This is a genomic window from Nocardiopsis sp. JB363 (genome assembly GCF_900143625.1).
In the GTDB taxonomy this organism is placed as follows: Bacteria; Actinomycetota; Actinomycetes; order Streptosporangiales; family Streptosporangiaceae; genus Nocardiopsis.
The window spans coordinates 18,291-37,971 of record NZ_FRFF01000049.1 but is presented as its reverse complement, the minus strand read 5'-3'; the positions used below and the strand labels follow the sequence as shown (position 1 = coordinate 37,971).

The 19,681-nt window shown below is 70.6% G+C and carries 17 protein-coding genes; 8 read left to right on the top strand and 9 right to left on the bottom strand.

Annotated features, from left to right (window positions below):
* Window positions 1–15: 15 nt before the first annotated feature.
* The 5 genes from BQ8420_RS07975 to map form a co-directional block, all read right to left on the bottom strand.
* Window positions 16–1,020 (bottom strand): LD-carboxypeptidase, encoded by a 1,005-nt coding sequence (locus tag BQ8420_RS07975; RefSeq protein ID WP_087097181.1) that lies wholly within the window; start codon window positions 1,018–1,020, stop codon window positions 16–18.
* An 87-nt stretch (window positions 1,021–1,107) separates the two neighbouring features.
* On the bottom strand, window positions 1,108–2,499 hold the full coding sequence (locus tag BQ8420_RS07970; protein ID WP_087097180.1) for a M20/M25/M40 family metallo-hydrolase: 1,392 nt from the start codon (window positions 2,497–2,499) through the stop codon (window positions 1,108–1,110).
* A 162-nt stretch (window positions 2,500–2,661) separates the two neighbouring features.
* Window positions 2,662–3,495 (bottom strand): M55 family metallopeptidase, encoded by an 834-nt coding sequence (locus tag BQ8420_RS07965; RefSeq protein ID WP_087097179.1) that lies wholly within the window; start codon window positions 3,493–3,495, stop codon window positions 2,662–2,664.
* Window positions 3,496–3,552: 57 nt separating this feature from the next.
* Entirely contained in the window at window positions 3,553–4,266 is a 714-nt protein-coding gene (locus BQ8420_RS32275) for a hypothetical protein (RefSeq protein ID WP_200815851.1), read from the bottom strand.
* Between the two features lie 161 nt (window positions 4,267–4,427).
* Window positions 4,428–5,279 (bottom strand): type I methionyl aminopeptidase, encoded by an 852-nt coding sequence (map, locus tag BQ8420_RS07955; RefSeq protein WP_235005997.1) that lies wholly within the window; start codon window positions 5,277–5,279, stop codon window positions 4,428–4,430.
* A gap of 114 nt (window positions 5,280–5,393) precedes the next feature.
* Here map and BQ8420_RS07950 point away from each other — a divergent pair, with 114 nt between their 5' ends.
* Both BQ8420_RS07950 and npdG read left to right on the top strand, forming a co-directional pair.
* Complete coding sequence (locus BQ8420_RS07950) at window positions 5,394–5,582, top strand: hypothetical protein (RefSeq protein ID WP_087097177.1); 189 nt, start codon at window positions 5,394–5,396, stop codon at window positions 5,580–5,582.
* Between the two features lie 61 nt (window positions 5,583–5,643).
* Window positions 5,644–6,339: an NADPH-dependent F420 reductase gene (gene npdG / locus BQ8420_RS07945; RefSeq protein WP_087097176.1), complete on the top strand. Its 696-nt coding sequence runs from the start codon at window positions 5,644–5,646 to the stop codon at window positions 6,337–6,339.
* A gap of 103 nt (window positions 6,340–6,442) precedes the next feature.
* Here the strand turns inward: npdG and BQ8420_RS07940 are convergent, their stop codons facing one another.
* Both BQ8420_RS07940 and BQ8420_RS07935 read right to left on the bottom strand, forming a co-directional pair.
* Entirely contained in the window at window positions 6,443–7,507 is a 1,065-nt protein-coding gene (locus BQ8420_RS07940; protein ID WP_143847150.1) for a type IV toxin-antitoxin system AbiEi family antitoxin domain-containing protein, read from the bottom strand.
* 168 nt (window positions 7,508–7,675) lie between these two features.
* The gene (locus BQ8420_RS07935; protein WP_087097175.1) at window positions 7,676–8,716 is read right to left on the bottom strand and encodes an LLM class F420-dependent oxidoreductase; all 1,041 of its coding nucleotides are present in this window, start codon (window positions 8,714–8,716) and stop codon (window positions 7,676–7,678) included.
* A gap of 195 nt (window positions 8,717–8,911) precedes the next feature.
* On the opposite strand from BQ8420_RS07935, the gene BQ8420_RS07930 reads away from it, so the two are divergent.
* Window positions 8,912–9,562, top strand: coding sequence for a winged helix-turn-helix domain-containing protein (locus tag BQ8420_RS07930; RefSeq protein ID WP_087097174.1), 651 nt, complete (start codon window positions 8,912–8,914; stop codon window positions 9,560–9,562).
* Window positions 9,559–10,815: an MFS transporter gene (locus BQ8420_RS07925; RefSeq protein ID WP_087097173.1), complete on the top strand. Its 1,257-nt coding sequence runs from the start codon at window positions 9,559–9,561 to the stop codon at window positions 10,813–10,815. The genes BQ8420_RS07930 and BQ8420_RS07925 overlap by 4 nt, the downstream gene beginning before the upstream one ends.
* 34 nt (window positions 10,816–10,849) lie before the next feature.
* Here BQ8420_RS07925 and BQ8420_RS07920 read toward each other — a convergent pair whose 3' ends face one another.
* Entirely contained in the window at window positions 10,850–11,731 is an 882-nt protein-coding gene (locus BQ8420_RS07920) for a sulfurtransferase (protein WP_087097172.1), read from the bottom strand.
* A gap of 128 nt (window positions 11,732–11,859) precedes the next feature.
* Window positions 11,860–12,714 (bottom strand): 3-methyl-2-oxobutanoate hydroxymethyltransferase, encoded by an 855-nt coding sequence (gene panB, locus BQ8420_RS07915; RefSeq protein WP_087097171.1) that lies wholly within the window; start codon window positions 12,712–12,714, stop codon window positions 11,860–11,862.
* A 467-nt stretch (window positions 12,715–13,181) separates the two neighbouring features.
* Between panB and BQ8420_RS07910 the strand changes: the two genes are divergently transcribed.
* The 4 genes from BQ8420_RS07910 (at window position 13,182) to BQ8420_RS33135 (ending at window position 19,681) form a co-directional block, all read left to right on the top strand.
* Window positions 13,182–14,789 carry an MFS transporter gene (locus BQ8420_RS07910; RefSeq protein ID WP_087097170.1) on the top strand — a complete coding sequence of 536 codons (1,608 nt, stop codon included), beginning with the start codon at window positions 13,182–13,184 and terminating at the stop codon, window positions 14,787–14,789.
* 45 nt (window positions 14,790–14,834) lie between these two features.
* Window positions 14,835–15,281, top strand: a complete 447-nt coding sequence (locus BQ8420_RS07905; protein WP_087097241.1) for an Rrf2 family transcriptional regulator — start codon at window positions 14,835–14,837, stop codon at window positions 15,279–15,281.
* A 126-nt stretch (window positions 15,282–15,407) separates the two neighbouring features.
* Complete coding sequence (locus tag BQ8420_RS07900) at window positions 15,408–16,619, top strand: globin domain-containing protein (RefSeq protein WP_087097169.1); 1,212 nt, start codon at window positions 15,408–15,410, stop codon at window positions 16,617–16,619.
* 95 nt (window positions 16,620–16,714) lie between these two features.
* Window positions 16,715–19,681, top strand: a complete 2,967-nt coding sequence (locus BQ8420_RS33135; protein WP_087097168.1) for a helix-turn-helix transcriptional regulator — start codon at window positions 16,715–16,717, stop codon at window positions 19,679–19,681.

The window sequence follows — 19,681 nt, the reverse complement described above, 5'->3', positions numbered from 1 at the left end:
CCGGGGCCACCGGTCTCACTCCAGTCCCGGAACCGCCAGTTCCAGGTGGGCGCGCTCGGTGTCCAGGGTGGCCATGACGCCCAACGGCAGGGTGAGCTGGGCGGCGCAGTGACCGAACTCCAACCCCCACAGCACCGGAACCCCCAGGTAGGAGAGCCGGTCGCGCATCAGGTCGGCGATCGCCTCGGGCGCCGGCGGACAGTCCGTCCAGGTGCCGATCGCCACCCCCCGCACCCCGTCCAACCAACCGGTGCGCAGCAGGTGGGTGAGCATCCGGTCCACCCGGGCGGCGTCCTCGTTGATGTCCTCCAGGACCAGGATGCCGCCGTTCGTCGACAAGCGGCTGTGCGGTGTGGCCAACCCGTCGTTGAGCAGGCTCAGGTTCCCGCCGAACAGCACACCCTCGGCCCGGCCCGGTACCAGCGCCCGGGCCCCCGGCGAGGTGAGCAGCATCCGCCGCTCGGGGGTGAACAGGGTGGTGCGCAGCTCCCGCTGGGCCAACTCGTCGCCCACGAAGTAGAGGCTGCCCACCACGGGGCCGTGCACCGTCGTCACCCCCAACTCGACGGCGAACGCCTCGTGCAGCGCCGTGATGTCGCTGAACCCGATCAGTGCCTTGGGCTGGGCCCGGCGCATCGCGTCGAAGTCCAACAGGTCCAGCATCCGATGCGCGCCGTCGCCGCCACGGGCGCAGAAAACCGCCCGCACGTCCGGGTCGCACCAGGCGTCCTGGAGGTCGGCGGCGCGATCCTCGTCGTGGCCCGCCAGGTAGGGCAGCCGGGGGTGCCGGTCGCGTACGTGCGGGGCCAGTTCGACCTCCAGACCCCACCCGGTGAGGATCTCCACCGCCGCGTCCAACCGCTCGTCCGGCACCGGGCTGCACGGGGCCACCAACCGGACCCGATCGCCCGGACGCAGCCTCGGCGGCCGACGTAGTGTCGCCGGCCCGGCCGACCCCGCCCCCGTCCCCGTGAACTCCTCACGCACCTCGGCCACCGATTCACCCACGTCGCTTCCCATCTTTGTCGTCGTCCCCTCCACGGCGCGCCCGAGGACGGGGCGCGCCCGGGCACCGGCAGGACCTGCCCGGCCGGTGCCCACCACCGGTCAGGAGCGCAGGAAACCGTCCAGCACCCGCACCCCGAACCGCAGACCGTCCAGCGGCACCCGCTCGTCCACCCCGTGCAACAGCCCCGGGTAGTCCACCCCCTCGGGCAGACGCATCGGGGAGAAGCCGTAACAGTCGATTCCCAGCCGCGAGAACACCTTGGCGTCCGTGCCGCCGGCCAGACACACCGGCACGACCCGGGCCTCGGGGTCGTGGGCCGTCAGCGCGTCCCGCAACGCGCCGAAGGCCGGCGAGTCCACCGGAGCGGCCACCGGAGGCGAATCGTGCGCGTACTCCCAGGTCACCCGGTCACCGGTCAACTCGTCCATGGTGGCGGCGAACGCGTCCTCCCCACCGGGCAGCACCCGGCCGTCCACGCCCGCGGTCGCCTCGCCCGGCACCACGTTCACCTTGTACCCGGCCGAGAGCATCGTGGGGGTGGCGCTGTTGCGCACGGTCGGTCCCACCAGCGCTCCGGCGGTGCCCAAGCGGGCCACCAGGGCGTTCACGGCCTCGTTGGTGTCGGTGTCGCCCGCGATGCGTTCGGTCCCCAAGGCGTCGGCGATCGCGTCGATCGCCGAGCGGGTCACCGGGGTCAGGTGCAGCGGCCAACGGTGCCGGTCGATCCGGGCCACGGCGGCGGCCAACGCGCCCACCGCGTTGTCCTCCGGCGGCCTGGAACCGTGCCCGGCCGTGCCGTGCGAGCGCAAGGTCAGCCACGCGCTGCCGCGCTCGGCCGAACCGATCGGGTACAGCCGTACCGGAGCCCCGGAGGCGTCGCGGCTGTGCACGGTGTGGCCACCGCCCTCGCCGATCGCCACCGCGCAGCCCTCGAACAGGTCGGCGTGCCCGCGCACCAGGTAGTCGGCCCCGTAGGCGGCGCTGTCCTCCTCGTCGGCGACGAACGCCAACACGATGTCGCGGCGCGGCCGCAGCCCCAGCTTCGACCAGTACCGCACCACCGCGGTCACCATGCCGATGGTGTTCTTCATGTCCACCGCGCCGCGTCCCCACAGGGAGGGCGCTCCGGTGACCGGACAGTCGGCGACCTCACCGGCGAAGGGCGGTACCGACCAGTCGTGCGCGTCGGCGGGCACCACGTCGAGGTGGCCGTGCACCAACAGGGCGTCGGCGTCGGGGTCGGTGCCGGGGATGCGCACCACCACGTTGGCGCGACGGTCCGCGGACTCCAGGATCGCGGGCGACAGTCCGGTGGCGCCGAGCGCCTCGGCCACGAACTCGGCGGCGGCGCGCTCGTCGCCCTCGCCCTTGCCGTGGTTGGTGGAGTCGCGTCGGATCAGCTCGCGGGTGAGGTGGATGGCGTCCTCACCGGCGGCGACCAGTGCCTCTTCTCTGGCGCTGTCGGGCAGGGAGGTGTTGGTGTGGCCCACGGGCTCGGCCTTTCTTCGGGGTTTCAGGTGGTGGTGGGGTGGTGAACCGTGCTCGGGGCAGGGGTCGGCCGTTACCGGGTCCCGGGCACAGTTCTACCGGTTCTCACGTGCGATTATCCGGAGAACCGCCCGGAAGTGGGACTCCCGGGCAGCGCCATGGGTTCAGCCGTAGTCCTTCTCCATGTGATTGGAGATCATCGTGGTGACGGTCTTGAACGCCCGGATCATCTCGTAGGCGTCCGGAGAGGTGTAGCGGACCCGGCGCGCGCCGGTGCGGGTCACCCCCGGGACGATAGCCGCGGCCTGGGCGAGCTGCGCGGAGTCCACCTCGATCTCCATCGCCTTGTGCGCGGGATCGACCGGGTCGATCCGGCCCGCCAGCGTCATCGACCGTTCCGCGGCCACGCGGATGTCGGCGGCGGTGCGGGCGGGAGGTCGGCACCGCGCGGCGTACCGGCTGACGTGGTCCTTCACCGCGACCGTCCGGGCGAAGGGCGCGTAGGACTCGGCGTCCTCACAGGCCCGGTCGTCGCCGGTGACCAGGATGACGGGGGTGCCGTACTCGGCGACCACCGCGGCGTTGAGGCGGCCCTCGCTCGCGGGTTCGCCGTCCAGCCACACCCCGGTGATGGCGTTGGGAAGGTAGGTGTGGGCCAGCACCCCCTCGTCTCCGGCCCCGCAGTGATAGCCCAGGAACACGATTCCGTCCACGTCACCGGTCTGCACGCCCTCGATCATGGAGAGTTCCTTGTGCCTGCCGGTGATCATGGTGGCCCGCTCGTCCAGCTCCTCCAACAAGAGGTTGCGCATGGTGGAGTGGGCCTCGTTGACGAGTACCTCGGTGGCGCCGCCCTCGAAGAGCCCGGCGATCGCGGCGTTGACATCGCTGGTGAACATCACCCGACAGCGCTGCCACTGCTCGGTGCCGGGTTCGCAGTCGGCGGGCCAGGTGACGCCCGTGGCGCCCTCCATGTCCGCGGAGATCAGAATCTTCATCGCCAGAGCCTAGAGCCCGACCACCTCGCGGGGCCATAGGTGCGGGGCCCGGTTCGGTCAGTCTCCGCGGACCTGCTCCGGGATGGCCCACCCGAGGTCGGCGAAGACACCGGACACATCGGTCACGCCGGACACGCCGGACACGTCGGTCGGCGGCTCGAACCGGAACGGGGAGAAGGAGGCGGGCCGGCCCGCGGGCACCGTGTGGGCGTAGGGCTCGGGGATGAGCGGCCGTGCGCCGGCTCTGCCGACCTCCCGGATGCGCTGCACCTCGTAACGGAGCACCGGGCGGGGCACGACCACCTCCCAGCCGCCGGGGTCCTCCAGGGACCTGACCACGTGGACCGCCTCCAACGCGGTGACCCGGCGGGCGTCACGGTCGTCGAAGTGACCCACCGTCACCGGCTCGTCGTCCGGAAGGCGCATGTCCACCGCGACCATGCCCTGCGGCTCGTGATGAGGTTCCAGCGCGCGCAACCACTGGTGGGTCACCGCGTAGGAGGGGAGCATGGGGAAGCAGAAGACCCCTCGCACCTCCCCTTGGCCGGGGGAGGTGTGCACACCGGACCGCTGGACGCGGGCGAGGTTGGCGCGGGGGGTCAGGTGGACGAAGAGCGCCATGGCGCGGATCCCTGTCGGTCGGAGGTGTCGACTGCCGATCTCACGAGCCTCGTACAGGGTTCTCAGTAGTACACCCGGGGCCGGACGCTGTTCGGCGTGTGCCGCGTACCCGAGGGAACGGGTGATCTCGACCGGAGCGCTCAGGGGCATGGCTCAGAATTCTAAGCCCTTGCGCGCTGGAAGCGTTCCACGACCCCGGGTCAACACACGTACCACAGGTCATCGCGAATGTCGGCGCCATGGTCGATCCCGCCCACGCGTGGGCCCCGGCGGCCGGCCGCGGCCCACGGAATCGGTGGCAGGGACGAGGACTAGGGAAGGGTGAGGATCTCGGCGCCGGAGTCGGTGATGACCAGGGTGTGCTCGAACTGGGCCGTCCAGGAGCGGTCCGCGGTCACCGCGGTCCAGCCGTCCTCCCACAGGTCGTACTCCACCCCGCCCAGGGTGATCATGGGCTCGATGGTGAACACCATGCCCGGCTCCATGGTGGTGGTGGCGCGCGGGTCGTCGTAGTGGGGGATGATCAGGCCGGAGTGGAACTCCGGGCCCACGCCGTGACCGGTGAAGTCACGGACCACGCCGTAGCCGAACCGCTTGGCGTAGGACTCGATCACCCGGCCGATCACGTTGACCTGCCGACCCGGGCGGCACGCCTTGATAGCGCGCATGGTCGCCTCGTGGGTGCGCTCCACCAGCAGCCGGTTCTCCTCGGAGACGTTCCCCGACAGGAACGTGGCGTTGGTGTCGCCGTGCACACCGTCCTTGTAGGCGGTGATGTCGATGTTGACGATGTCGCCGTCGGAGACGACCGTGTCATCGGGGATGCCGTGGCAGATGACCTCGTTGAGGGAGGAGCACAGCGACTTCGGGTAGCCCTTGTACCCCAGGGTGCTCGGGTAGGAGCCGTGGTCGAGCAGGAACTCGTGGCCGACCCGGTCCAGTTCGTCGGTGGTCACGCCCGGCACGATGTGCTTGCCGATCTCTTCCAGGGCCTGCGCGGCGATCCGGCTCGCCACACGGACACGCTCGATCGTCTCGGCGTCGTGGACGTCGCCCAGGACCCCCTCGATCGGACGCTTCTTACCGACGTACTCCGGGCGGACGATGTGCGAGGGGACCGAACGTTGCGGCGAGATGCGCCCAGGAACCAGCGGAGTAGTCATGGACACTGATTGTAGTTCGTGGGTGGCACCGACATGGCGCGACGGCGGGTGTGAGGAGCGCCCCAGGTGCGGGTAGATGCCCCACGAGAACGGCGAGAGAGAGGTGGGTCTGCTGTGGTGGACGTTCGGGAGGATGCTTGGTGGTTCTGTCTGCGGCACAACGAAGTCGAACACGGTAAGGGGTGCCCCAACAGTCAGAGGTTGGGGCCCTACCCGGACCAGGCGACGGCGGCACGGGCGTTGAACATCGCCGCCGAACGCAATGAGGAGTGGGAAGAACAGGAGGAAGAGGAGGGCCGTTGAGTCCGGCCGAGCCCGGCCCTGCGCGCCCGTCACCGAACCCCGCTCTGACAGGATCGGCCCCATGAGCGAACAGAACGCGCCGCAGGGCGTGGACATCACCGGGAAGACCATCGCCGTGCTGGGCGGCACCGGCGACCAGGGCCGGGGTCTGGCCCGCCGGTTCGCCCTGGCCGGGCACACCGTCTATATCGGTTCTCGTAGCGCCGAGCGCGCCGCCAAGGCCGCCAATGATCTGGTCGAGGGCGAGTCCGAGCAGGTGCGGGTGCACGGGCTGGACAACGGCGACGCGGCCGCTCAGGGCGACATCGTGATCGTCGCTGTGCCCTGGGATGGTCATCGGGAGCTGCTGGTCGCGTTGGCCGACAAGCTCGCCGGGAAGATCGTGGTGGACTGCGTCAACCCGCTCGGCTTCGACAAGAAGGGGCCGTTCGCGCTGGACGTCTCCGAGGGCAGCGCCGCCCAGCAGGCCGCCGAGGTCTTGCCGGGCAGCCGGGTCACCGCCGCCTTCCACCACGTGTCGGCGAAGCTGCTGCTGGACCCGGAGGTGGCCGAGGTCGACCTGGACGTGCTGGTTCTGGGCGAGGACCGCGAGGCCACGGACGTGGTGCGGGCCCTGGCCGATCGCATCCCGGGGGTGCGGGGCGTGTTCGGTGGCCGGTTGCGCAACGCCCACCAGGTGGAGGCGCTCACCGCCAACCTCATCGCGGTCAACCGCCGCTACAAGACCCACGCGGGCATCCGGATCACCGGCCTGTAGCCGCGCGTCGGCGGCGCCGTTCGCGACGATCTTGCTCGCAGCGCCATGTTCGGCGCCCAAATGGGCGCTGCGAGCAAGATCATCACAGAATGGGAGCGGGAGCTCAGCGGTTGATGGAGACCACTTCCAGCGTCGCGCCCTGGCCCTTGAGCACGTTCTCGGTGTGCTCCAGGTCCTGCCAGGTGAATCGGACGATGCGTACGCCCGGATGCCAGCGCTGTAGGGCGTTCTGCCGCTCTCGATCCCTGAGCAGAGCCTGGGGGAGGCTGTGCGGGCCCAGACCGTCCGCTTCACCGATGAGCTGCTGTTCCTCCCACCAGAAGTCGGCGACACCGATGGCCCGCCCATGGCCGTCGAGGAAACGGTGCTGTAGGTCGGTGGGAGGTATCCCCCCGTCCACACAGATCAGGCGTACCCGGGTCTCCAGAGGACTTTCCGCGCGGCCGTCGGCCAAACGCCACCACCGGCGAACGTTCACGCAGCCCCTGCGCCCCCGGTTCGCCAGTTCCAGTTCCTCTATTTCGTCGTCTAGGACGAGGCCTTGGTGCAACACGGAGTCCATGAGGCAGACGGCGGTCTCCCGATCCACCCGAAGGAGTGTGTCGCGCAGGGTCCTGCCGGGATTGGTCAAGCGGATGCCGTGGAGGGTGGTGACTTCTTCGGGGGAGGTTGGCCAGCTGTGCAACGTGATGCGGTGGTGATGACGCTGGGCCCCGAGTGCGGGGATGACCATGTGGACGGTTCGCCCATCCCAGAGGGGGAGACCCTGCATCTCCCAGAGGCGTGCGGCGGTCTCACCCCCGGCGAAGGAGTTCGGCCCCAGAGCCAGTTGGGCGGCCATAGCCGCTGTGCGAAGGTGCGTCTTGGTGTCGGGAGAAGCTGTCAGAGTTCGTACGGAGTAGACACCCGTGTGGGGGCGCCCCCACTCACCGTTGCGAACAAGGCGGCGCACGTCACTCTTGGTGACACCGGTGGAACCGGCCTGGGCCCAGCTGAGCACTCCGTACTGGCGGGCGGCGATGGCGAGTGCCGCCCCGGGCACGGTGCGAGTGCCGCGACCGGCGGAGAGCGCGTTGGAGCGTTGTGGGGCGGAGGCAGGCCGACCCGGAGCGACGGAGGCGCCCGGACCAGGGGTTCGGAGCCCTTGCTGAGGTTCGGGAGGGTTCATGCCTCCAGAGTGAGGTGCTGCCGACGTCGAAGCGAGGCCTTCCCCCGAAGCTGTGGATAACCCACTCCCGCAGCCGTGATCTTGCTACCAGAAGCGAAAACGGCGCTTTTTTCGCTTCTGGTAGCAAGATCACGGGGAGGGAGAAGGGTCATCCTCGGGGGAGAGGGCTCAGGAGGCCCAGTCCTTGACCTTCTCGATCAGCTTCGCGGGGTTGTCGCCCACCGGGGTGACGTTGAGGCGGGTGACCCCGGCGGCGCGGAAGGCCCCCACGCGCTCGCGCACGTACGACTCGGGGCCGACCAGGTTGGTCAGCTCCACGAACTCGTCGGGCACCGCCGCCGCGGCCTCGTCCTTCTTCCCCGCCAGGTACAGGTCCTGGATCTTCTCCGCGGCCTCCTCGTAGCCGTAGCGCTGGGCCACCGTGTTGTAGAAGTTCTTGCCCTTGGCCCCCATGCCGCCCACGTACAGGGCGATCATCGGACGGGTGAACTCCAGGAGCTTCTTGACGTCCTCGCCCTCGCCGATGGCGAGCAGGCCGCCGGCGGAGATGTCGAGTTCACCGAGGGAGGCGTCGCGCTTGGCCTTGCCCTGCTCCAGGGCCTTGCCCCACACCTTGTCGGCCTTCTCCGGGATGAACAGGTGCGGCAGCCACCCGTCGGCGATCTCGGCGGTCATCTCGACGTTCTTCATACCGAGGGAGGCCACGTAGATCGGGATGCTCGAACGCACCGGGTGGTTGATGATCTTGAGCGGCTTGCCCAGGCCGGTGCCCTGCTCGGGCGGCAGCGGAAGGGTGAACACACCGCCGTCGTGGGTGAGGCGTTCCTCGCGCGCCCAGATCTTGCGGCAGATCTCGATGGTCTCGCGGGTGCGGGCCAGCGGCTTGGAGTACGGAATGCCGTGGAAACCCTCGATGACCTGCGGTCCGCTGGCGCCCAGGCCGATGATGGCACGGCCGTCGGAGAGGTAGTCGATCCCCGCTCCGGTCATCGCGACGAGGGCGGGGGTCCGGGTGTACATGGGCAGGATGGCCGAACCGATCTCCACGCGTTCGGTTCGGGCGGCCAGGTAACCCATGAGGGTGGGGCTGTCGTAGCCGTAGGCCTCGGCGACCCACACGGTGTCCAGACCGGCCTTCTCCAGTTCGACGACCTGGTCGACGGCGGCCTTGGGCTCGCCCGCGTACTGGAGCGGCATCGAGATGCGCATCTGCTGTCCTCCCGGTGGGGCCGGGGCCCGGCCCGTGGCGATCGTGGCGATCCTGGTATCGCGTCACTGTACTGCCGAACGGCATTCGGGCCGTGACGCGCCTCACGTCTGTCAGGGGCGTCGGCGCCGATGGCGCCCAAGACTTCTTGGCCAACAAGTATTGGCCAAGAAGTCTTGGGCGTCTATCGTGAGAGCATGTCCGACTCTCGCGATTCCGCCGACCACCGATCCACCCCGCACGACCCCTTCGAGAACGCCGCGCACCTCGACGCGCGTTCCCTGCGGGGACTGGCCCACCCGCTGCGCATGCGCGTCTACCAGCTGATCCAGAAGGCGCCCGCCACCGGCAAGAGCATCGCCGAACGGCTCGACATCTCCTCGGCCTCGGCCAGCTACCACCTGCGCCAACTGGAGACCTACGGGTTCATCGCCGAGGACCCCTCGCTCGGCACCAGCCGTGAACGCTGGTGGCGCGCGGCCCACAAAGGCTTCCGCCTGCCCGAACACCTGGACACCGAGGCGCCCGAACTCACCACCACGCTGCGCCACGCCATCGCCGCCCGCTGGTCCGAACGCCTGGCCGCCGCCGTGAATCTGTGGTCCGCCCAACCGGAGGGGTGGCGCGAGGCCCAGCTCATGGCCGACCGCACCGTCGACCTCACCCTGGACCAGATGGAACGCTTCCGCGCCGAGGTGGTCGAACTCCTGAACCGCTACTCCGACGAGGGCGGACCAGGGGAGCGCACCGTCAACGTCCAGTTCGGCGCCTTCCCCGCACCGGAACCCGACGACGACCGGACCCCCGAGGCCGACTCGCCCCCCGGCCCCTCTGCGGAAACGCCATGAGACCCGTGACCGGTCTGGTCGCCGCCGAGGCCTGCGCCTACATCGGCACCCGCCTGGCCATGATCGCCATCCCCTGGTTCGTCCTGGAAACCACCGGCAGCCCCGCCCACATGGGTCTGGTCACCCTGTTCGAACTGGGCGCCTACACCCTGGCCCGGCTGTTCGTCGGCCCCGTCCTGGACCGGGTGGGCCAGCGCGCCGTCAGCATCCGGGTGGACCTGCTCGCGGCCCTGGCCCTGCTCACCGTCCCCCTCCTGTTCACCGCCGGCCTGCTGCCCTTCCCGGTCCTGCTCGTCCTGGTCACCGTGATCGGCCTGGCCACCGGCCCCTCCGAGGCCGCGAAGGTGTCGCTGGCGCCGTTCGTGGCTCGCGCCGCCGGAGTACGGGTGGAACGGGTCACCGGGCTCACCGGCACCGTCGACCGGCTCTCCATGACGGTCGGACCCATCGCCGCCGGCGCCCTCGTCGCCGCTCTCGGCGCGCTCACCGCCCTGTACCTGAACGCCGCACTGATGTTGGCGGCGGCCGGGATCATGGCTCTGATGCTGCGCCGCGACACCGAGACCGTCGGGCGCGCCGGCGGACCCGATCCGGAAGCGGACCACGGCTACCTGACCCGGTTGCACGCCGGATGGCGCGCCATCTGGGGCGACCTGCCGCTGCGCACCCTGACGGCGATGATCCTGGTGACCAACGTCGTGGACGTGGCGGTGATGAGCCTGGCGCTGCCGATCTGGGCCCACGAAGGGGGCTGGGGACCCGAGGGGGTCGGACTGGTGGCGGGAGCGCTCGGCGGCGCCTCGGTACTCGGCTCCCTGTTCGCCGCCTGGATCGGCCACCGCCTGCCCCGGCGCGCGACCTTCTTCGTCGCCCTGGCCGTCGCCGGCCCGCCCCGCATCCTCGTGTTGGCCCTGGACGTACCGCTCTGGGTGGTCCTGGTGGTCTGGGGTGTGTCCGGGCTGTTCGGCGGGGTCATCAACCCGATCCTGTCGGCGCTGATCTTCGAACGCCTGCCCACGAACATGGTGGGGCGGGGCATGGCGATGGTCGGCGCCCTGACCCGGGTCGGCGCGCCGATCGCCGCGCCCGGCATCGGGGTGGCCATCGGTGCCCTCGGGGTCTCCCCGGTGCTCGTGGCGGGGGCGGCGGTCTACCTGGCGGCCGTCCTGTTGCCCGCCTTCGGACGCTCCGCCCAAGGACTGACGCGGCCTCCGGAAGAACCGGAGACCGCGCCGGAACGCGCCTCATCCTGACCGGCCGGGCTCGCCCTTCCCCGGGGCCCCGCCCCTACTCGGGCTCGTCGCCGGTGACCAGGGGGAGCGACTCGTCGGCCGTCCAGGCCGTCATCGAACCGTCGTAGACCGCCACGTCCTCGCGACCGGCCAGGGCCAGCGCGTGGGCCACACCGGTGGCCGCGATCCCGCCGCCGCAGTAGGTGACGGGCGTGACGCCCGGGTCGAGCAGCCCCTTGGCCGCGAACAGGGTCCGCAGCTCCGCCACCGGCTTGAGCGTTCCGGTGGCGGGGTCGGTGACCTCGCTCACCGGCAGGTTGATGCTGCCGGGGATGTGGCCGGCCCGGGCGTAGCTCTTCTTCTCACCGCTGTAGGTCTTCGGGTCCAGAACGTTGACCAGGACCGTGCCCGGGTCGCCCATGGCCGCCCGGACCTCCTCGGTGGAACGCAGCAGCTCCGGGCGGCGGTGCGCCTTGAAGGTCCGTGCGGTGGGGGCCGGGGACGGGGCGTCGGTGACCGGGTGACCGGCCGCCTTCCAGGCGTTCAGCCCGCCGTCCAGGACCTCCACGTCGTCGAAGCCCTCCAAACGCAACTGCCACCACAGGCGCGTGGCCCAGAAACCGCTGGACTGGTCGTAGACCACCACTCGCGCGCCCTGGCCGATTCCCAGGGCGCCCGCGCTCGCGGCGAACCGCTCCGAGGACGGCACGGTCCACGGCGCGGGGGCGTCGGGATCGGCGAAGTCGGTCAGCAGGTCGGCGAAGTGGGCGCCGGGGATGTGCGCGGCGTCGAAGGTGCTTCGTCCCGACTCCACGGTGTAGGGGCCCTGCGCGGGCATGCTCAGGTGCGTGGTCGCGTCCACGAGGACGAGACCCTCGTCGTCCAGGTGCTCCGCCAACCAGGCCACGTCGACGGTCGGCGCACTGCTCGGTGCCATGTCCGGATTCCCCCTCGATTCGGAAGTCTTCGCAGAGCACCAACCTCGCGCGAGGCGCACTTGTTCCGTCTCCCACGTGTGAGAACGCCGGCCGGGGGATGCCCGGCCGGCGTTCATGGCTCACGGAGTCAGCTCTTGTAGGTGTGCTCTTCGGCCGGGAAGGCGCCGTTGACGACCTCGTCGGCGTAGGAGGTCGCGGCCTCGCGCAGCGTCTCACCCAGGTTCGCGTAGGTCTTGACGAACTTGGCCACCCGCGGGCTCAACCCGGCCATGTCCTGCCAGACCAGAACCTGGGCGTCGGTGCCCGCACCCGCGCCGATGCCGACGGTGGGGATGGACAGCTGCTCGGTGACCTGCGCGGCCAGGTCGGCGGGGACCGCCTCCAGTACCAGGGCGAACGCGCCGGCGCGCTCCAGTTCCTTGGCGTCCTTGAGCAGGTCGGCGGCGGCCTCGCCCCGACCCTGCACCCGGTAGCCGCCCAGGGTGTTGACCGACTGCGGGGTCAGACCCACGTGCGCCATCACCGGGATGCCCGCGGAGACCAGCATCTCCACCTGCGGGGCGACGGAGTGGCCGCCCTCCAGCTTCACGGCCTGGGCGTTGCCCTCCTTCATGAAGCGCGAGGCGGTCTCCAGCGCCTGCTGGGGAGAACCCTGGTAGGAGCCGAAGGGCAGGTCGGCCACGACCAGTGAACGCTTGGTGGAGCGGGTCACCGCCGCGGTCAGCGGGAGGAGCTCGTCCACCGTCACCGGGACGGTGGATTCGTAGCCGTAGACGACGTTGGCGGCGGAGTCGCCGACGAGGAGAACGGGGATGCCGGCCTCGTCGAAGATCCGGGAGGTGAGGGCGTCGTAGGCGGTCAGCATCGGCCAGCGCTCGCCGCGCTCCTTGGCGCGGGCCAGGTCGCGGATGGTGACGCGTCGGTTGGTGACCCCGCCGTACAGGGCGTTCCCGGCGGAGGGGGTCTGGGCCGTGTTGCTCATGGTGTTCTTCCTCCGTTGTCTCGAAGCACCTGCTGTGGGTGTCCCCGGACGTGTGGACGAGAAGGGTTGTCGTGCGCACGTGTGCGCGTTGGTTCCCCGGAGGGAACGGCGTGCTCATGCGGGATGTTCCCCACCGCCGTGTTCCCTTGCCCCCGGCCGAACCGGTAGGGGGAGAACAAGCGTGCGAGGACCGCACACGAGCATCATCCCACGCGGAGCATGTCGATTTCGACCCGGGGCGGGGGTTGAATTCACATCGCCGAACAACCGGTGCATCGTCCGTGGTGTCGTGGAAGCAGGGTGCCCGTGGGGCCACCGCACGGGATCTTCCGTGAACTTCTGTGAGCGCGCTCCCACCTGTCGCCCCGCCTCCAGGGGTGCCACCGGTCGAGATGTGGATCACCCCCTCCTACTAGCATGACGGGGCGGCGCGCGGCGGGCGGGCGTGGTGATCGAAAGGTGTCCCCTTGGACCAGCGGACGGCGTACCGGCGCAGATGGGGTGGGCTCGCGGTGCTCATCATCTGCCTGTTGGTGGTCGTGGCCGACAACACGATCCTCAACGTGGCCCTGCGGACCCTGTCCGACCCGGTCGACGGGGTGGGAGCGAGTCAGGCGCAGTTGGCGTGGGCGATCAACTCCTACACGCTGGTGTTCGCCGGGCTGCTGTTCACCTTCGGTGTCCTGGGGGACCGGTGGGGGCGCAGACGGTTGCTGGCGTGGGGGCTGGTCGTGTTCGGTGCGGCCTCGGCGCTGTCGGCGTACTCGCAGAGCCCCGAACAGCTGATCGCGGCGCGCGCGGTGATGGGTCTGGGCGCCTCCATGGTGATGCCGCAGACCCTGTCGGTGATCACCAACGTGTTCCCCTCCGAGGAGCGCGGCCGGGCGATCGGGATCTGGGCCGGGGCGGTGGGCCTGGCGATGGCGATCGGGCCGTCGGCGGGCGGTCTGCTGCTGGAGAACTTCTGGTGGGGCTCGATCTTCCTGGTGAACGTGCCGTTCGTCCTGGTCGGGCTGGCGCTGATGTTCGTGCTCATCCCCGAGTCCCGGGACGAGCACGCGGGTCGCCCGGACGTGGTGGGCGTGCTGCTGTCCATCCCCGGTCTGGTGCTGCTGATCTACGGGATCATCACCGCGGGGGAGCGGGCGTCGCTGGCGGACTGGGACGTGTTCGGCGCCCTGCTGCTGGGGGTCGCGGTGATCGTGCTGTTCCTGGTGCACGAGTCGCGGGTCCCCAACCCTTCGCTGGACGTGCGGTTCTTCCGCGACCCGCGGTTCAGCGTGTCCATCGCCACGATCATGGTGCTGTTCTTCAGCATGTCCGGGATCATCTTCTTCCTCAGCTTCTACTGGCAGAGCGTGCGCGAGTTCTCCCCGTTCGTCGCGGGCCTGCTGGTGTTGCCCGCCGCCATCGGGCAGATGGTGTTCGCGCCGCTCAGCCCCACCCTGGTCCGGTGGGTGGGTGCGCGCACCCTGGCCGCCATCGGTATCGCGATCGTGTGCTGCAGTTTCCTGTTCTACACACGGATCGAACAGGACACCCCGCTGCCGCTCATCATCACGTTCTTCTTCCTTCAGACGTCGGCGATGGCCGTGGTGCTCACCCCGGCCACGGACGCGATCATGTCGTCGGTGCCGCCGGGCAAGGCCGGTGCCGCGTCGGCGGTGCAGAACACCGTGCGGCAGGTCGCCACGGCCATGGGCGTGGCGGTCCTGGGCGCGGTGATCTCGTTCCACTACCGGTCGGCGATGGCCCCCACGCTGCGGCAGGTGGCGACCGAGACCGACTCCGACCCCGAACAGGTCCGGGTGGCCGGGGAGTCGATCGAGGGCACGATGGCCTTCGCCCGGACACTGGGCGAACAGGGAGTGGCCTTGGTCACGCCGGCCAAGGAAGCCTTCCTGGAGGGGCTGCACCTGGCGGCGACGGTCTCGCTGGCCCTCGGGCTGGTGGGCCTGCTGGTGGTGCTGGTGTGGATGCCGCGCGGCGCTCCCGCTCCACGCCGGGGCGACGACGCGAGTCCGGGTCCGGAGGGGGAGGGGCGTCCTCGGAGCGGCCGTGAGAGCGGTGGGTGAACCGGATCCGAGCAAGGTCACCGCACACGACCTACCATGGGCGACATGCGTCTGACCGTCTTCACCGACGTCTCCCTGCGCCTGGTCATGCGGCTCGCGGTCGCTCGGGAGGGTGAACTCCTCACCACGCGTGACGCCGCGGGCATGCTCCACGTGCCCTACACGCACATGGCCAAGGCCGTGGCGCGCCTGTCGGAAATGGGCCTGATCGAGGCCCGACGCGGACGCGGCGGCGGTCTGCGGCTCACCGATACCGGCCGGCGTTCCTCGGTGGGGGCGATCGTCCGTGAGCTGGAGGGCTCGGGCGACCTGGCCGGTTGTGAGGACGACCCGCCCTGTCCGCTGCGCGCCGCCTGTCGACTGCGCGTGGCGTTGTCGCAGGCGCGTGAGGCCTTCTACGCCTCCCTGGACGAAGTGACCGTGGAATCGTTGGTGAGCTCGCCCACACGGCAGGTGCTCACTTTGCTCCGCGAGGACGGTTCCCCGGTCTAAAACCCGGTCTGAACTGGCGTTTTCCGTTAACCCACCCCGGTGTGAGGTGTCCGATCAGCGCGCTTAATATGCATTTTAGATACCAATTATCGATGCCGGGACTCACGTCCCGACTCAGGAGGAAGCGTGCTCTCCACCGAGTCCGCGGCCACGGTCCGCGCCACGATCCCCGCCGTCGCCGGAGCCCTCGACGACATCACCGCCCGGTTCTACGACACGATGCTCGGCGAACGCCCGGAGCTCCTCGACGGGCTGTTCAACCGCGGCAACCAGGCCAGCGGTGAACAGCGCAAGGCCCTGGCCGGGTCGATCGCCGCCTTCGCCACGATGCTGCTCGACAACCCGGACGAGCGCCCCGACGCCCTCCTGTCCCGCATCGCGCACAAGCACGTCTCCCTCGGCATCACCGAGGACCAGTACGTGATCGTGCACAAGTACCTCTTCGGCGCCATCGCGCACGTCCTCGACGAGGCGGCCACCCCCGAGGTCGTCGCCGCCTGGGACGAGGTGTACTGGCTCATGGCCGGCGCCCTCATCGCCATGGAGGCCCGCCTGTACCTGGAGTCCGGCAGCAGTGGCCGCGACGTGTGGCGCCCCTGGAAGGTGACCGAACGCCGCGAGCAGACCGCCGACGCGGTCACCCTCACCCTGGAGCCCGGCGACGGCGACCCCGCCCCCGACTTCCGGCCCGGTCAGTACGTGAGCGTGCGGGCCCAGATGCCCGACGGCGTCCACCAGGCCCGCCAGTACTCCGTCTCCGGTTGGGACGGCAGCCGGCGGCTGATCACCGTCAAGCGCCTGCGCGCGGGGGAGTACCATCCGGCCGGCGAGGTCTCCACCCTCCTGCACGGCACCGCGGCCCCCGGTGACACCCTCATGGTCTCCACCCCGGCCGGCGACGTCACCCTCTCCGACGGCGACCACCCCTTGGTCCTGGTGTCGGCCGGTATCGGCTGCACCCCCATCGCGGCCATGCTCCGGCACCTGGACGAACACGGCAGCACCCGCCGAGTGATCGTCCTGCACGCCGACCGCACGCCCGCTGACCACGCCCACCGCGAAGAGCTCAACGAGCTGATCGAGCGGCTGCCCGGCGCCACCGCCCACGTCTGGTACGAGCAGGACCACACCGACGCGGGCGAGAGCGCGGACGTCACGGTGCGTCCCGGCACCATGGACCTGGACCCGGTCGAGATCCCCGAGGCGGCCGAGGCCTACCTGTGCGGCCCGCTGCCGTTCATGCGCACGGTCCGTTCCGGGTTGCTGGACGGTGGACTGCTCGCGCGCCGGGTGCACTACGAGGTGTTCGGTCCCGACCTCTGGCTCGGCCAGAACTGACCGCTATGGGGATGGGCGAGCGTCCAGGACCGGGCGCCCGCCCCGTGGGCGAAATACGGTGTCGGGGGCGGCGTCGACCGGACATACTCGACGCTATGCGGCTTCGCGATCCCTCCACCGTGTTCGTCGGGCGCCGAGCCCAGCTGTCCACCCTGACCGCGGACGGGCGTCGAACCCGGAGGGAAGGCGCCCGCACCGTCCTGGTCTGCGGCGAGGCCGGGGTCGGCAAGACCCGACTGCTGGAGGAACACCTGCGCGGCCTCCCGGAGGCCCGCGTCGCCGTCGGCGGCTGTCTCGAAGTCGGCTCCGACGGCCTCCCCTTCGCCCCCTTCACCGCCCTGCTGCGCGAACTCCTGCGTTCGGGCGGACCCACCACCGACCAGGCCGTCGACCTCGGTCGGTTGCTCCCCGAACTCGGAGGAGCGGGCGGCGGCACGGACGAGAGCCGGGCCCGCCTGTTCGAGTCGGTCCTGACGTTCCTGGAGGAACGCGCCCGCCCCGACGGGCTCACGTTGGTCCTGGAAGACCTGCACTGGGCCGACGCCTCCACCCGCGACCTGCTGCTCTTCCTGCTGCGCAACCTCGGACCGACCTCCGTCCACCTGCTGGTGAGCGTGCGCACGGACGACCTGCACCGCGCCCACCCGCTGCGCCGGCTGCTGCCCGAGCTACAGCGTTCGCCCGGGGTGTCCCGTCTGGACGTGGAACCGCTCTCCCGTGCGGAGGTCGACGAACAGGCCACCGCGCTGCGCGGTGCCGGCCTCGACCCCGCCGACCTGGACCTGCTCTGGGAACGCAGCGGCGGCAACCCCTTGTTCGTCGAGTCCCTGCTGAACGGTCACGACCCCGCCGGGGCGGTGCTTCCCGAGGGTCCCCGCGACCTGCTCCTGGCCTCGGTCGAACCCCTTCCCGGACCCACCCGACGTGTCCTCGGCCTGGCCGCCACCGCCGGGAGCCGGGTCCCGCACACCCTGCTGGCCGCCGCCGCCCGACGCGCCGGGACCACCGAGGAGGAGCTGGAGGACGCGCTGCGACCGGCCATCGACGCCCGCGTCATGCGCACCACCCGCGATGGCTACGTGTTCCGGCACGCCCTGCTCGCCGAGGCCGTGTACACCGACCTGCTGCCCGGCGAACGCGTGCGCGCCCACCGCCGCTACGCCGAGGCGCTCCAGCGCGGTGTGCCCCGCATGTCCGAGCGCGAACAGGCGGTCCAACTCGCCCACCACGCCCACGCCGCGCACGATCAGCCCCTGGCCCTGGAGGCCGCCTGGAGCGCCGCCGACCAGGTCGCCGCCGTCGACGCCTACCCGGAACAGTTGGCCCTGATCGAACGGGTCGTGGAGTTGTGGGAGCAGGTCCCCGACGCCGCCGAACGCACCGGACTGCAACGCGTGGACGTCCTGGTCCGCGCCGCCCAGGTGTGCCTGGTCGCCGGTTCGGTCCGCCGGGCCATCGGCTACGCCGACGACGGTCTGGCCGAACTCGGGGCCACCGCCCTGCACGTCGACCTCGGCGATCCACCGGCCGAGGCCGAACGGATCGCCCTCCTGCGCCACGCTCGCGCCCTCGCCCTCAAGGAGATGGGTCTGGACGGTGCGCTGGAGGACTTGGGCGAGGCCAGTGTCCTGTTGCCAAAGGGCCACCCCGAGAGCGCCGCGGTCATCGCGACCTTCTCCGCGACTCTGCTGATACGCGGCCACCATCAGCACGCCGAGGGCGGTGCCCGCCGGGCCCTGTACCTGGCCCGTGAGTTGGGCGACCGGCGCAGCGAGGCCGACGCGCTCATCACCCTGGGTTCCCTGCTGGAGGACAAGGAGAACGGCAGCGGGCTGCCCGTACTCGGCAACGGCATCCGCATCGCCCGAGAGGTCGGGGACGTTCAGGCCGAGATCCGCGGGCTCACCAACCTCGGCGGGGTCCTCAAGAACCACGGGCGGCTGGAAGCGAGTGCCGAGGTGGCCCTGGAAGGGCTACGTCGCTGCCGGGAACTGGGTCTGACCCGCACCAAGGGCGGCGTCTTCGTCTACGGGCTGGCCGTCACCCGCTTCAACCAGGGCCGATTCGATGAGGCCGAAGCCCTCTTGGACGGGATCGATGACACCTCGATCACCCGGGCCCGCGCCCTCGTCCTACGCATGCACCTGGACCTGTACCGCTGGCGCCCGGACGCCGTGCGCACCGCCACCGACCACTTCCGCCGTCTGCTGCCCGAACGCGACAGCTCCCCGCTGGAACACCTGCCGGTGCACATGGTCCTGCAACAGCTCGCCCTGCACGAGGGGCGCTTGGAGGACGCCGGGCGGATCTCCCTGGCCATGCTCACCAAGGCCCTCGGCGAGCGCGGGGCCCTCTCCAACACCCACGGCCTCTACCGTTCCATCCTGCCCTGGCACGCAGCCGTCGCCGCCCTGCTCTCCGAGGAACCCGAAGAGGAATCCAAGCGGCTGGCCCTGCGGATCGAGGAGTCCCTGGACGCCCTGCCACCCGACGCGGTGCGCTCCGACGCCCCGGCCGCCGACCTGGCCGCGCGCGCATGGCGCAGCCGTGATCCCGTCGCGTCCCTGAGCCTGTTCGAACGAGCCCTGACCGAACTCGGCCCCACGGGTCTGGTCGTCTCCACCGCCGAGTACCACCTGGGCGCCGTCCGCGCCGCCCTGCGGGCCGAGGACCGGGCCGCCGCGATCCGGCACGTGGACCTCCTGCACGGCCTCGCGGTCGAACACGGGATGGTCCTGTTCGAACGTGAGTCGCTACGCCTGCGCGCCCGCCACGCCCTGCCCGGGCCGGGCGAACACCCGGCCACCGGGGCGGCGTCCGAACCCGCCGCCCTCACCGGTGGTTCCAGCCCGGCCCGGACCACCCTCCCGATGGGTCTGACCCGGCGTGAACTGGAGGTCCTGGCCGAGGTCGCCAAGGGCTCCAGTAACCGGGAGGTCGGTCTGACCCTGTTCATCTCCGCCAAGACCGTGAGCGTGCACGTCACCAACCTGATGACCAAGCTGGAGGTGCGCAACCGCACCGCTGCCGCCGCAAAGGGCCGGGAACTGGGCCTGTTCTGA